This is a genomic window from Litoribacter ruber, from assembly GCF_018500185.1.
Lineage (GTDB): Bacteria > Bacteroidota > Bacteroidia > Cytophagales > Cyclobacteriaceae > Litoribacter > Litoribacter ruber.
This window is the reverse complement of the sequence record NZ_JAHBGI010000009.1, coordinates 19479-34028: the sequence shown is the minus strand read 5'-3', so window position 1 is coordinate 34028 and position 14550 is coordinate 19479. Positions and strand designations below refer to the sequence as shown.

9 protein-coding genes are annotated in these 14550 nt (G+C 45.0%); 7 read left to right on the top strand and 2 right to left on the bottom strand.

All coding sequences use genetic code 11. The features are described from left to right. The first annotated feature begins 37 nt into the window (after positions 1-37). A complete protein-coding gene (locus tag KIH41_RS12750) occupies positions 38-5278 on the top strand; it encodes a lamin tail domain-containing protein (protein WP_214162626.1) in 5241 nt (1746 codons plus the stop codon). A 68-nt stretch (positions 5279-5346) separates the two neighbouring features. Then, on the top strand, positions 5347-5502 hold the full coding sequence (locus tag KIH41_RS12745; protein ID WP_213944517.1) for a hypothetical protein: 156 nt from the start codon (positions 5347-5349) through the stop codon (positions 5500-5502). A 104-nt stretch (positions 5503-5606) separates the two neighbouring features. Here the strand turns inward: KIH41_RS12745 and KIH41_RS12740 are convergent, their stop codons facing one another. Further along, a complete protein-coding gene (locus KIH41_RS12740) occupies positions 5607-6677 on the bottom strand; it encodes an isoaspartyl peptidase/L-asparaginase family protein (RefSeq protein WP_213944516.1) in 1071 nt (356 codons plus the stop codon). 205 nt (positions 6678-6882) lie between these two features. On the opposite strand from KIH41_RS12740, the gene KIH41_RS12735 reads away from it, so the two are divergent. The 4 genes from KIH41_RS12735 to metK all read left to right on the top strand — a co-directional run bounded on the left by KIH41_RS12735 (position 6883) and on the right by metK (position 10999). Next, positions 6883-7263: a TraR/DksA family transcriptional regulator gene (locus KIH41_RS12735; RefSeq protein ID WP_213944515.1), complete on the top strand. Its 381-nt coding sequence runs from the start codon at positions 6883-6885 to the stop codon at positions 7261-7263. 2 nt (positions 7264-7265) lie between these two features. Further along, positions 7266-7826, top strand: a complete 561-nt coding sequence (gene scpB / locus KIH41_RS12730; RefSeq protein ID WP_214162625.1) for an SMC-Scp complex subunit ScpB — start codon at positions 7266-7268, stop codon at positions 7824-7826. A gap of 211 nt (positions 7827-8037) precedes the next feature. Then, the gene (locus KIH41_RS12725) at positions 8038-9642 is read left to right on the top strand and encodes a pseudouridine synthase (protein ID WP_214162624.1); all 1605 of its coding nucleotides are present in this window, start codon (positions 8038-8040) and stop codon (positions 9640-9642) included. 103 nt (positions 9643-9745) lie between these two features. Next, entirely contained in the window at positions 9746-10999 is a 1254-nt protein-coding gene (gene metK / locus KIH41_RS12720; RefSeq protein WP_214162623.1) for a methionine adenosyltransferase, read from the top strand. 214 nt (positions 11000-11213) lie between these two features. On the opposite strand, the gene KIH41_RS12715 is transcribed toward metK, so the two are convergent. Beyond that, the gene (locus tag KIH41_RS12715) at positions 11214-12197 is read right to left on the bottom strand and encodes a D-alanine--D-alanine ligase (RefSeq protein ID WP_214162622.1); all 984 of its coding nucleotides are present in this window, start codon (positions 12195-12197) and stop codon (positions 11214-11216) included. Positions 12198-12322: 125 nt separating this feature from the next. On the opposite strand from KIH41_RS12715, the gene KIH41_RS12710 reads away from it, so the two are divergent. Further along, complete coding sequence (locus tag KIH41_RS12710) at positions 12323-14512, top strand: S9 family peptidase (protein ID WP_214162621.1); 2190 nt, start codon at positions 12323-12325, stop codon at positions 14510-14512. The last annotated feature ends 38 nt before the right edge of the window (positions 14513-14550 follow it).

The following is a 14550-nucleotide window of genomic DNA, read 5'->3' as shown; positions in this document are numbered from 1 at the left end:
ATTGCTTTTGTTATTAAGTATTAATTATCTTTATATAATGCGAACCTTTTTAGGTGTATGGATTTGGTTTGCTTTTTCCATACTAGGTTTTACATTTTTTTCCAAAACCGATTTTTTCACAGGTACTCAGGATTTTGAAAGCAACTTTGAGATTACCAGCCATCCTGAGGAGTTTTTGCCATATTGGTCAGCTAACGACGTAAGATCGACAGCCGCCAGGGTTTTCCAAGCCAAAGGAGAAGGAATCAACCTTTCCAACGCCTTGGGGATTCAGGTCATCAGCACCTTTGACGCTGAAATATTCATCCAAACCTCCTCGGCCCACTTGCTGGACCCTGTGATTACTTTTCAAGCCAAAACCAAGCAGAATGGTTCCGGAAACCGTCCTGTATATCTGTACTATTCCTTCTCCACAGGACTGGATGCGCCCTTTTCTGCTCCCCTTCAGGTGGGCGATGAGGCATCTTTTCCAAACCAAAACACTGAGTATAAGGAATTCGAGGTCAAACTTACGCAGGAATTTTCAAATGTTGAAAGCCTATGGGTGAAGTTGGAGGCAAAATATGGAAATGGCTCGGGGACAGCGGCCAGATTATTTATAGATGAGTTCAGTATACAAGAGGCAGGAAGTGGCAACGAACCGCCCAGTGATGATGAGGAAGAAGAGAAAGCCCTGCAGCTTCTTGGTGTTAAAAACTTTTCTTCCCATGCCTTGGAATTGACTTTTTCATCTGAAAACATACCTCATGATGCTGGCAGCTATTCATTAAACAATCTTTACGGCAATCCTATTGAAGTTGAAGTTGAGGGGCCTAAAGTTAGGTTGAAATTTGAAGACTACCTTTTTTCAAATGAGTATACGCTGAACATTAAGCAAGAAAACCTTGAACTCATCTTTAAGTTCAAGCTGCTGACTCCCACACCAAAAGGGGCAATCTTGATCAACGAGTTCATGGCCGACCCAAACCCCAAATCCCTTACTCCACCCCAACCGACCTTTCCCATCGGATCAACGGATGAATATATAGAGCTGTATAATCCAACTAACCGAGAAATCAGTTTGGATGGGTATACTTATAACAACAGGGAATTGGAACAGACAAAAATACCGGCAAAGTCACATGTAATTTTAGTCCCCATGGCCAAAAAGGAGCTCTTTGAGCCCTACGGCAAAGTGGTTGGGATAAACAGTTTCCAGGCCCTTCCCAATTCCAGTGGCAACATCGTATTGAAAGACAAGCTGGGTTATTTGGTAGATAGCCTCACTTATGATCTTTCCTGGTATAAAAACACCCAGAAAGCCAACGGGGGCTGGTCTTTGGAAAGAATCAACCCGGAACTTAACTGCTCCGACAAGGAAAATTGGACAGCCTCCACTGATCCTAGGGGAGGATCGCCAGGAATCATAAATTCAGTTTTTGATGATAGGTTAGACCCAGATGTATTTTATATACTTGACCATTCATTTCAGGGGGATACCCTCATTGTGTTTTCCTTGAGCCAGCCAATAATAGAGGTGGGAGGAGTGACTATTAAAGTCAATGGACAGCATGCTGCCCTTAAGGATTGGGCAGAAAGAAGCATTGCCATCACCACAGGACGGCCTTTAGAAAGTGGCAAAACCTATGAAATAATCTTTGAGGGATTGATGGACTGCAATGGCAGGCAGCTGAGAGAAAAGCGGATAGAATTGTTGTTTGACAATTCGTTACCAGTGTTAAGGAGGATCAGTCCGATCAGCCCCACCACCCTAAACCTTATTTTTGACAAAAATTTAGGGCCGGTGGACAAATCAAACTTTTCCATCAGAGAAAGTCAGCCCCTTAGTGCTACAAAACTGGACTCCAATCGTGTACAGTTAATATTGGGACAGCCGCTGCGGATCGGGGAAAGTGAAAAATTGTATTTAAATAATGTTTCCGATTCTAGGGGGAATGTAAAAAAGACCCAGCAGTTTGATTTTCTACTCGACGACCAGACGGACTCGGTAATTGTAAAAAGCCCCTATTCCCTAGAAATTAGGTTTGATCAAGGCATTCATCCCAATTCAATCAAACCGCAAAACTTCTGGGTAGACAGAAATACCGGTCCTCCCATTGCTGCTTTTGCAGACCATGAGGATGAAAAGCTTATCCATTTAGTATTTGACAAAAGCCTCCCACAGAACAACCTGACCTGGCTCCAGATGGAAAACCTTCAGGATAAAAACAGGGAGTATATTTACACCCTTGCACGGTCCTTTGTAAGGGACATGCGGGCGATTAATGTTGCACAAGTTCTGGCGCCCAATGATTCCACGCTGTTGGTGACATTCAATAAGCCTTTGCTTCAAAACAAGGCAGAAATCCCAAATCATTACACGGTTGACAATGGCATTCAAAATCCCATTCGGGCAATCCAAACCAGCCCTACCGAAATTGAGCTGGTATTTAGGCAAAAGTTCAGTGTAGGCAAGGAATACCGTCTTTCCACCATCGGTCTGGAGGATGTATTTGGTGTCACTATGTCTAGAACCGTAAATACCAATTTCATTTACGACCTAGCTCCGCCTAAAATCATTAGCCATCGTTTTATTTCCCCTTTCGAATTAGCTGTAGAGTTCAACAAAGGGGTTCGTCCTTACCATCCCGACCAGGTGAGCTTCGGAGGTATTTCACCCATTGAAATTTTCAAGGTGAACCCTAGCCAATACTCCTTGCTATTCCAAAATCCCCCAACCAAGCATTCTCTACTGGAACTTTGGGATATTTCTGACTTATTGGACAACTCTGCGGATTATTTGTCAGTCGATTTGGGAGAAAACATTTTGGCTATCGGAAATGCGGAAATCTTGGATCCAAGAGTGGTCAAGCTTACTTTTTCTGATTTTCTGGACCCAAAAACATCCATTTTCCCAGAGCAGTATCTCATCCAAGGATTAAGCCCAATCAATGTGATTTTCGAGGAAAATGGATATGAAGTCTCCTTACAACTCAGGGAGGAAATTAACCTGGGTGATTCGGTAAAAGTGGTGATTTCAGCATTAAAGTCGAAGGACGAAACCCCATTCTCAGACCTCCAAGTTGAACTCATATATGATGATGGGGTGCATTTCGTAGAAATTCAGACGGCACATAGTCTTGCCCTACACCATTATGCGCCCATCAATTTAATAGAAAACAACCATTTTAAAATGGAAGAAAGTGATATAACTATCCAGGCGTTTAGAAACCAAACTACTCCGGAGCTCACCCACTTGATCCTATCAAAGCCTTTGGAAGAAAGCCAATCATACAGTCTGATAATTCCCAGAAGGAAAATTGATGAAAGGAATTTCCTGCCCGCTTCACGTAGGCAAATAGTTTTTGACCGCACCCCGCCTCGCGTAGTGGCTGCTGAGGCCTATCTGGAAAATGAGGTTATGGTGACTTTTGATGAGAACCTTGACCCCATCATGTCGACGGTGGCCAACCATTACCGCTTGGATAATTCAAGCCCGGAAGCTGTAATTCAAACAGAAAACCCAAACCAGGTCTTGCTGCAGTTTGGATTTAACCTAGAAGACGGTAAAAAATATGAGTTGTTTGTTTTTCGAGTAGAGGACCTTAATGGCAATGCTATAGAGGGTGATTACTTCACTTTTACATTTGAAAAGCCCTATACCCCTGCATTCAAGGAGCTTGTAATTAATGAGGTGATGGCTGCTCCAAAAGAAGGGCAGACCCTGCCCAATGCTGAATATGTGGAGCTTTTCAACTCTGGTAGTCATCCGGTGCAATTGGCGGGCTTTCGTTTGGCGAATTCCAGAACCTCAACTGTACTTCCAAGATATGAACTGCAGCCCGAGTCGTATATTATCCTTTGTCCCCAAAGCCAAGCCAGCAATTTCAAACCTTTTGGACCTACCTTGGGCCTTTCCAACTGGCCGGCTCTACTCAACGGTGGAGATGAGGTGAAAATTTACAATCGATCAGGTCTAGTTTTGGACAGCTTGGAATATCAAACGTCCAGTTACGGAGGAAGTGAATTTGCCTCAGGCGGTTACAGTCTGGAAGTGGTAAACCCATTTCAAAACTGCCATAGCCTAGCCAATCTCCGGCCTTCAAGTTCGCCCAATCGGGGCACTCCTGGAAAGCAAAACGCGGTTTTTGACCCAACTCCCGATCGCACCAGCCCAGAGGTTATTCATTTGGTGGTACCTGACTCACTTACGGTTTCCCTAACTTTTTCCAAACCCATGCAGGAAACACTCTATGAACAAATATTTTCAATTGAAGAAAAAGATATCCAGGAGGTAAAGTTCGCAAACAACTCCCGAACCGAAGTAATGATTACCCTAGCCACGCCATTGGATAGAAATGTAAAATATAGCCTTGCAATAAAGAACTTCAGGGATTGCATGGGAAATGGTTTGGCCTCACATCACGAGCTTCAGATACTCCTACTTCCCGGAGAGGCGGTTTTGGGAGATGTGATAATAAATGAAGTTCTTTTCAACCCCCTTACGGGAAGTCCCAAGTTTGTGGAGCTCCACAACACTTCCCAGCAATACCTAAACCTCAAAAACTGGAAGCTTGCCAATTTTGCAAATGGCGAAATTTCCAACAGAAGGCTTATCAGTGCCCAAGATCTGATACTGCCGCCCCAAGAATTTTTGGCCATCACTACGGACAGCAAGCAGCTGCTTCAAATTTATCCCAAAGGAGGGAATCTCCTTGAATTGGCTAGCCTTCCAAGTTATCCTATCAGGGAGGGGACGGTGATACTTATGGATGCAGAGGAAGAGTTTATAGAGAGGTTTGACTATCATGAAAAAATGCACAATCCCTTACTCAAGGAAGTGAAGGGGGTTTCTCTAGAAAGGCTACAACCCATTGGAGAAGGGAACAATCCGGAAAATTGGCAGTCAGCGTCAGGGAATATTGGCTGGGCAACACCCGGCTTCAAAAACTCCCAAAATCTGGAAAGTAGCCCCACCAAGGATAGATTCACGATCAGTCCTGAAATTTTTGCTCCAGACGCTTTGGGCCTGCAACCTTTCACTAGCATACATTACCATATGGATGAGCCGGGTTATTTGGTCAGTATACAGATATTGGGCATCAATGGGCGCCTGATCAGGGAAATTACCCAAAATCAGGTACTGGGTCAAAACGGCTTCTACATCTGGAATGGAACCGACGAGCAAGGTGTCAGGCAACGTCCAGGATATTATATTATTTGGATACAACTGACGCACCCAAAAGGAAGAGTAGAACAAATTCGTAAAACAGTAGCAATAGGAAGTAAATTGCGGTAGAACCATATTTGTATAATCGGGGTTTTATAAGTAACTTCAACCGTTCACCACAAAGCCCCTATACAGTTATGAGTCAAGACCTTATCACCAAAACGTTAAAAACCTATTTCATCAAAAAAGGCAAGAGTCTAAAAGTAATTCAGAGATACTTGAGCGTTAAGTACCGCATGCACATTGAGGAAAAGATCCTCCGCAAGCGGTTGCAAGACCTTAGGGTCAATTAATGGGATAAAAAAAGCCCGAAGCAATAAATTTTGCTCCGGGCTTTTTTTTCAGGATTCGGTCCTTCCTCTGCCGAGTCAGGCAGGCTCCGGTCTCTGGTCCCTTCTCACAAACCCTCATCTTCATCATTATAAATAAAGGTTTTTCCTTCACCCCTGGCCTTTATGAATCCGCGGTACATACCAGCAGAGTTAAATGGCATGGTGATGTTGCCTTCACGGTCGATAGCGATGATTCCACCCTCACCTTTTATATCCACCAGTTGTCTGTTGACCACATCATCGGCAGCATCTTGTAAGGATTTGCCTGCATAGCGCATTTGGGCGGCAATTTCATGAGCCACTACGGTTCGGATGAAATACTCCCCGTGGCCAGTGGCAGACACCGCGCAGGTTTCATTGTCGGCATAAGTTCCCGCCCCGATGATCGGCACATCACCCACACGTCCGTATCTTTTGTTGGTCATCCCCCCAGTGGTGGTGGCAGCGGCAATATTGCCCTCCTGATCTACAGCTACAGCTCCAACAGTTCCAAACTTCCTGTCCTTAAAATAAGGATCCTCAAGTTCCAACTGAAGGATTGCAGAGTGGTCAAGCTGCTGCTTTTCGGTGTCCTTGATCCGCTGAAGCTGCTTGTAGCGTGTCTCGTCCCTGAAATACTCAGGATCCACGATTTCCAAGCCCTGCTCCTCAGCAAATTTCTCCGCTCCTTGGCCCACCATAAATACATGGGGGGAATCCTTCATCACTGAAAGAGCCGCCGTGATGGGGTTCTTTACTGTTGTAATGCCTGCTACTGCCCCGGCATTCTTGTCCCTACCGTCCATAATGGCCGCATCAAGTTCGTTTTTGCCTTCATTGGTAAATACCGCGCCTCTGCCTGCATTGAACAATGGGCTGTCCTCCATCACTTTGACGGCTGCGATCACCGCGTCGATGGCCGTGCCGCCTTCATCCAAAACTGCATATCCGGCCTCCAGCGACTCTTCCAGTTTGGCCCGGTATTCCTTTTCCCGCTCAGGGGACATGTTTTCCCGCTTGATTGTTCCGGCCCCACCATGGATGGCCAAAGCCACTTTGTTTTTTCGCTCATTTCCTGCCTGCTGGGCCTGTACCGGCTCAAAGACAAAAAATAAAAGCAAAAATAAATTGAAGAACAAACTGTATTTTTTGATCATAATTCTAGAATTTTATTAAACCTTTGGGTATCAATTTTGCGTTAATTAACATTAAAGCTACGTATCACTATTTTTAGCTTTCAAGGCTTCAAGATAATCAAATATCCAATATTTTTGATTTTAAAAAGTGAAACGTATTTTAGGGAACTTTTTAAACGGTCTTTAGCTGATTTAAAAGAATTAAATTCATTTTAACGTTACGATTATGAGTCAAGAAAAAACATCCTACTCAAAGGAGGAGCTCAAGGAATTCGAAGAGTTGATCAACCAGAAGCTTAAGGTCGCAAAAGAGGAGCTCAATATGCTCAAGGAGACCCTTAGCAAAAGGAATGACAGTGGCACGGACAATACCGCCTCTACCTCCAAACTGCTTGAAGATGGTGCCGATACCTTGGAGAGGGAAAGCTTAAGTCAGCTAGCCGCACGTCAGCAGAAATTTATCATTAACCTGGAAAATGCGTTGGTAAGAATCAAAAACGGCACCTATGGCGTTTGCGTGGATACCGGCAAGCTCATTTCGAAAGAAAGACTGAAAGCTGTGCCCCACACCATGCATTCCATCGAAGCCAAATTAGCCAAAAAGTAACATTGGAGTTTTTACATAAGCATATCGAAGCACTGATATTCTGCTCCCCAAATCCGTTAGGCGTTGCCGAAATCGGGAAATGCCTAACGGAAATGTTCGAATCGGATGTACCGAAAGAACACATTGAGGATGCCATAAAGGTGCTCCAGCAAAAATACGAACACGACGATTACTCCTTCGGGTTGGTCAACCTGGGCGGAGGTTTTCAATTTTTGACCAAACCGGCCTATCAGTCGAGTATTTCTATTCTTCTCAAACAGCAATCCACCAAGCGTCTTTCCACTGCCCAGATGGAGACCCTATCCATCATTGCCTACAAGCAACCCGTCACCAAGGGAGAAATGGAGCAAATCAGGGGTGTGAACTGTGATTATTCCGTACAGAAGCTTCTCGAAAAAGAGCTCATCACCATCAAAGGCAAAGCCGAAACCGTGGGAAAACCCTTACTCTACGGCACCAGCGAGAAGTTTATGGAGTATTTTGGCATCAACAATATCAAGGACCTTCCCCAGCCGAAAGATTTCAGCCAAGATGACAATCAGATAGGGGACCAAAAAGATTAAGCCCCACCCTGCAAAATCCCCCAATTCCTCAGTATCTTTGCAGATTGAATTCATCTCAGGTGAACTTTCAGGAATGAAAGCTGTTATGGCTTCAATAAATTAAATCAAATTACAGCAGTGATGTTGCAACAATTCCCGGCACCTACAGAGGGCTGGGTTTAAGGTTGGTGACAGCAATATCCTTGTGTAGGATAATCTAACCGTATTAAAAATGAAAAGGAACAACAGAGGGGGACAGGGTGACAAGAAGTATGGACGCTCAGATTCATCAAAAGGCCAGTATAAAGGCAGCAACCCTAGAAGCGACCGTGAGGATTCTTCCAGACCAGCAAGACCGTCATCCGGCGGCAAATACAAACCAGCTCCAAGATCAAAATTCGAAAAACCCACATCCCGTGGCAAGTACGGAGAAAACAAGCCGCAGGAGTTTGGTGAAAATCCATTCAAGAAAGATAACCCTTTAAGAAAGGGCGGCTTTGGGAAATCTGACAAGCCATATGGCAGAGAGGAAAGAGATTCCGAAAGACCAAAAAGAGATTATGACAGGCCTCGTCGTGATTTTGACAAATCCGACAAGCCTTATGGCAGAGGTGAGCGAGATTCGGAAAGACCGAGAAGGGATTATGACAAACCACGTCGCGATTTTGACAAATCCGACAAGCCATATGGCAGGGGTGAGCGTGATTCCGAAAGGCCGAGAAGAGATTATGACAAGCCAAAAAGAGACTTTGGCAAGCCAAATAAGGACTTTGGAAAGTCCGAAAAGCCTTACGGAAGAGGAGAAAGAGATACTGATAGGCCAAGAAAAGATTATGACAAACCGAAGCGGGATTTTGGAGGCGAAAGAAAGCCCTACGACAAACCTGAGCGCGGTGATTTCAGAAACTCTGACGATTCAGCCGAATATAAAACTGTGTATAAAGGTAGAGGCAGAAATGAAAAGCCTCAGTTTGAAACCGTACGCAAAGACGAATACGAGCAAAGCAAGCGAAAGAGCTTCAAAAAGCCTTTCTTTAAAGAAAAAGGCAAAAGAGTGGAGCCTACGGAGCAGAAGCCAACATACAATTTCTCGAAGTTTGAAAAGAACCACAGAAAGCATGAGGCTACTGACGAGATCCGTCTGAATAAGTACATTGCCAACTCGGGTATCTGCTCAAGAAGGGAAGCTGACAGCCTCATCGAAAAAGGCCAAATCAGGGTAAACGGCGAGGTGATCACCGAAATGGGTTATAAGGTGCAGCGAAAAGACCGCATCACCCTGAACGGTAAGCCTATAAATCCAGAAAAACCGGTTTACCTCTTATTGAACAAACCAAAAGATTTTATCACCACCACGGATGATCCGTTGGAAAGAAAAACGGTGATGAACTTGGTACACAATGCCTGCGAGGAGAGAATTTTCCCTGTGGGAAGATTGGACCGTAATACTACCGGTTTGTTGCTATTCACCAATGACGGGGATTTGGCTGCAAAGCTTTCCCATCCATCCAGTGAGATCAAGAAAATCTACCAAGTGACTTTGGACAAGCCTTTATCCAACAAGGATGCGGATGATATAATGGAAGGGTTGACTTTGGAAGACGGCCCAGTAAAGGTGGACGACCTGCAGGTGCTGTCCAAAGACAGAACTATCCTAGGTTTGGAAATCCATGTTGGAAAGAACAGGATCGTAAGGAGGATTTTCGCACATCTTGGATACGAGGTGACGGCACTTGACAGAGTGATGTATGCCGGATTGACCAAGAAGGATATTCCAAGAGGAAATTATCGATTCTTGAGCGAGAAAGAAGTGATCAATCTCAAGTATTTCAAATAAAAACAATTGGAATTGAGCGTATAGCCAATTATATTGGTGTTTTTATTTCCCACCGAAGATTTAGTTTTATAACCTTTTAAAATCGAAGTTTAAAAATAGATATATGCCTTATTTATTCACCTCGGAGTCTGTTTCTGAAGGACATCCGGATAAGATATCGGATCAAATTTCCGACGCACTAATCGACAACTTCTTAGCATTTGACCCCAGATCCAAAGTCGCCTGTGAGACTTTGGTAACCACCGGACAGGTAGTACTTGCCGGAGAGGTCAAATCCGAAACCTACCTAGATGTACAAAAAATCGCCAGAGATGTAATCAACCGAATTGGTTATACCAAGGGTGAATATATGTTTGACGGAAACAGCTGTGGTGTATTTTCGGCCATCCACGAACAGTCTCCCGACATCAACCAAGGGGTGGATCGTACTACTCCAGAGGAGCAAGGTGCGGGTGACCAGGGGATGATGTTCGGTTATGCTACCAAGGAAACCGAAAACTATATGCCTTTGGCACTGGATATTTCTCATAGGTTGCTCAAAGACTTGGCTGCCCTGAGGAGAGAAAATAAGGAAATCACCTATTTGAGACCAGATTCTAAGGCTCAGGTGACCATTGAATACAGCGACGACAACGTGCCTCAACGCATTGAAGCCATTGTGGTTTCTACGCAGCACGATGACTTTGCTGAAGAAAAGGAAATGCTCGAGAAGATCAAGCAGGACATCATCAACATTTTGATCCCAAGGGTTAAAAACCAGTTGACTCCAGATCTCCAGAAACTTTTCACCGACAACATCAAATATCACATCAACCCTACCGGTAAGTTTGTAATCGGTGGACCGCATGGTGATACGGGATTGACGGGCAGAAAAATCATCGTGGATACCTACGGTGGAAAAGGTGCCCACGGCGGAGGCGCATTCTCCGGTAAAGATCCTTCAAAAGTTGACCGTTCAGCAGCTTATGCCACCAGGCATATCGCCAAAAACATGGTTGCTGCGGGACTTGCAGACGAGGTATTGGTACAGGTTTCCTATGCAATCGGTGTGGCTCAGCCAATGGCGATCTATATCAACACGTATGGCACTGCCAAAGTGGATATGACTGATGGCGAAATAGCCAAGAAAATAGAATCTATCTTTGACATGAGGCCTTATGCCATTGAGCAACGCTTGAAGTTGAGAAACCCCATTTATGAGGAAACAGCCGCTTACGGCCACATGGGTAGGGAAAGCGAAGTAGTGACCAAAAAATTCTTCTCCCCTGATGGCTCTTCCATCACCTTGGATGTGGAATTGTTTACTTGGGAAAAGCTGGATTTTGTTGATAAAATCAAAAAGGAGTTTGGTCTTTAAGACTAAAACTGACTTATAAATAAAAAGCGGCAAATTAGCCGCTCTTTTTATTTTTTCACGCTTTTATCCTCAGGTTTCAGGTCCTAGATTTGGCCGTGAAAAAGGAACTCTGCGAAACTCCGTTAAAACTCAGCGGAACCCTGCCTGCGCAGGCAGGTCTGTGTCCCATTTCTTTCCGCGAAGTGGTTTTTATACCGTTTCGGTCTTCTGTCTCTTAAAACATCTCCTCAATCAATTCTGTATAAAATTCTTTCACCTCTTTGCCAATGGCCCTCACCTGTTGGGAAATCAAGCTGGTTTCGGTTTGGCCGGGCACCGTGTTTATCTCAATGAAGAAAAACTTTCCGGTTTCATGCTCCAAAAAGTAGTCAATCCTCACCGCCCCTTTGCAATTTAACTTTTCATAAGCCTTTGCCACTATTCTTCTCACGCGCTCCACTTCTTCCTCATTCATACGTCCAGGGGTGATCTCTTCCGTCACACCTGCCGTGTATTTGGCCTCAAAGTCAAAATACTCCTTGCTGCTCACAATTTCAGTAGCCGGGAGTACGGTGGTTACCCCTTTGGCGGTATAAATCCCAATCGAAAACTCCCTTCCAGAAACAAACTCCTCAACCAACACCTGTTTATCTTCTGCAAAAGCCTTATCCAATGCCTCCTGAAGTTCCTCTTCTGTTTTTACCTTACTCATACCAATGGAGCTTCCCCCATTGTTGGGCTTGATGAACAGGGGCATACTTAGCTCATCCTTCACCCGCTGGGTATTTGCCGGACTGTTGGCAAAAAGCTGTAGGGATTTGGCCACGTTCAGTTCTGGGATGTCATCCACGATGGCTTTTGTGTAGCCTTTGTTCATGGTGATGGCCGAGGTCATCGCATCGCAGGTCGTGTAGGGCAGGCCTATCATATCAAAATATCCGGCCAGCTTGCCATCTTCTCCGGGAGATCCATGAAGAATGTTGAAGACGCCATCGAAAGTGATCTTTTCTCCATCCACCAGGATGGAAAAGTCATTCAGGTCCACAGGATGTTTTTCTCCAGAGGGACTTTCATAATACCAGTCGCCCGGATAGATCAGGATCTTAAATACGTCATACTTGTCCCTGTCAATGTGTTTTTCCACCACAGCGGCACTTTTGATGGATATGACAGACTCACCGGTAAAGCCTCCCGTGACCAAGGCAATCTTCTTTTTCATAGACCTTTCATTTGGAAGTTAAAATTAAAGGGGATTTTGGAAAGCGCAAGGTCATCCATATAAAAAACACCCCCCACTTCCCCCATATTTATTATATTGTAGCCGAAATTCATTTAACAAACCCTATGTACGATAAAAGAACCGCATACCCCCTGCTGATGGGGCTGCTATTTTTGTTGGCCGGCTTTTCCACCCAGGCGCAGGACAAAAAGCAGATTACGTTAGAAGATGTTTTTAAAGATGCCAGATTCAGCCAACAGTCCGTCACGGGCATCAATTGGATGAAGGACGGCCAGTATTACACTTCCCTTACCCGCAAGGGAGGCTACCCGAGAGTAGTCAAGATGAATATCACCACCGGCGAAGAGGAGGAAACTTTGCTCGACGGAGCCAAGCTCGAGGTCAATTTCGCCAATTTCTCCCTTAACAAAGAGGAAACCAAAGCACTCATTGAGTCTGATATCGAAAGAATCTACAGAAGATCCTCCAAAGCTGTTTTTCACGTAGTGGACCTTGCCTCTGGGGAGAAGCAGGTGCTCATGGATGGTGAAAAGATCGGGTATGCCACCCTTTCGCCAGACAACACAAAGGTGGCTTTTGTGAAAGACAACAACCTGTATTGGACAGATCTTTCCACCAACCAGACCACCCAGATCACCCACGACGGGAAAGACAACGAAATCATCAACGGTGCCGCTGACTGGGTGTATGAGGAGGAATTCTCCATGGCAAAGGCTTTTGACTGGTCGCCTGACGGGAGGAAAATAGCTTTCATCAGATTTGACGAAAGTGAAGTCCCTGAATTCAACATGCAGGTGTGGGGTGAGCTATATCCCCAGGACTATGTATTCAAATATCCTAAAGCCGGTGAGAAAAACTCTGATGTCAGCATTCATGTGTATGACCTGGAGGAGGAAAAAACCGCTAAGATGGATGCCGGTGAGGAAAGCGACATCTATCTGCCAAGAATCTACTGGACGGGGCAGAATAATACCTTGGCATTCTTGAGGCTAAACAGACTTCAAAATCAGCTGGACCTTTTCTATGCCGATGCCAAAACTGGCGGCAGCGAGGTAATCCTCACGGAGACCGCTGACACTTACGTGGACATGGATTACAATGACAACCTACTTTTCTTGGAAAACAACAAAGGCTTTATCCGAACCAGTGAGAAGGATGGTTTCAAGCACATTTATCACCATGACAGTAAAGGAAAAGAAATCCGCCAGATCACATCCGGCGATTGGGAAGTGACCCAAATGGTGGGCGTGGATGAGAAAAACGGCGAGATCTATTTTATCTCCACCGAAAAATCCCCAATGGAGCGACACCTTTATGTCATCAACCTTAACGGTAAAGGCAAAAAACTGCTAACCCCAGAAGAAGGCACGCATAGGGTAAACATGAGCCGTGATTTTAAATACTTCGTGAAATACCACTCCACGGCTGATTCTCCCCTTATCGTAACATTAAATCAGTCAAGCGGCAAGGAACTGAAAATGCTGGAAGACAACCAGGACTTGCGTGACAAACTGGAAAACACGGCCATGCCAAGCAAGGAGTTTTTTGACTTTCAAACTGTCGATGGCACTACTTTGAATGGTTATATCATCAAGCCGGTAGACTTTGACGAGAGCAAGGAATATCCGGTTTTGATGTATGTATATGGAGGCCCCGGTTCGCAGAATGTGACCAACAGCTGGGGAGGTGTGAGAGACTTCTGGCATGCCTACCTCACCACTGAAGGTTATATAGTGGCCTGTGTGGATAACCGCGGGACCGGAGCCAGAGGCCGTGATTTCAAGCATGTTACTTATGCCCAACTTGGCAAGCATGAGACCGAGGACCAAATTGCCGGTGCTAAACACCTGGCAAGCCTACCGTTTGTGGATGCCTCCAGAGTCGGTATTTGGGGCTGGTCATATGGTGGATACATGTCAAGCTTGGCCCTGATGCAGGGCAACGATGTTTTCAAGGCCGCCATTGCCGTGGCTCCTGTGACTACATGGAGATATTATGACACCATCTATACCGAAAGATACCTGCAGACCCCTCAGGAAAACCCTGAAGGTTATGACGATTTCAGTCCCATCAACCATGTAGACAAACTGGAGGGCAATTATTTGTTGATCCACGGTACAGGTGATGACAACGTGCATTTCCAAAATGCAGTGGACTTGGTAGATGCCCTCATAGGTGCCGACAAGCAGTTTGAGTCATTCTACTACCCTAACCGCAACCACGGTATTTATGGAGGAAATACCACCTGGCATCTGTACAACATGATGACTGATTTCATCAAGAGAAAGCTTTGATTACTTTGATTTAAAAAATAATGTGTTAAAGAGAACCT

What these genes read in the sequence shown, in the direction of transcription:
- KIH41_RS12750 (WP_214162626.1), top strand. Translation starts at nt 38, where the DNA reads ATGCGAACCTTTTTAGGTGTATGGATTTGGTTTGCTTTTTCCATACTA.
- KIH41_RS12745 (WP_213944517.1), top strand. Translation starts at nt 5,347, where the DNA reads ATGAGTCAAGACCTTATCACCAAAACGTTAAAAACCTATTTCATCAAA.
- KIH41_RS12740 (WP_213944516.1), bottom strand. Translation starts at nt 6,677, where the DNA reads ATGATCAAAAAATACAGTTTGTTCTTCAATTTATTTTTGCTTTTATTT.
- KIH41_RS12735 (WP_213944515.1), top strand. Translation starts at nt 6,883, where the DNA reads ATGAGTCAAGAAAAAACATCCTACTCAAAGGAGGAGCTCAAGGAATTC.
- KIH41_RS12725 (WP_214162624.1), top strand. Translation starts at nt 8,038, where the DNA reads ATGAAAAGGAACAACAGAGGGGGACAGGGTGACAAGAAGTATGGACGC.
- metK (WP_214162623.1), top strand. Translation starts at nt 9,746, where the DNA reads ATGCCTTATTTATTCACCTCGGAGTCTGTTTCTGAAGGACATCCGGAT.
- KIH41_RS12715 (WP_214162622.1), bottom strand. Translation starts at nt 12,197, where the DNA reads ATGAAAAAGAAGATTGCCTTGGTCACGGGAGGCTTTACCGGTGAGTCT.
- KIH41_RS12710 (WP_214162621.1), top strand. Translation starts at nt 12,323, where the DNA reads ATGTACGATAAAAGAACCGCATACCCCCTGCTGATGGGGCTGCTATTT.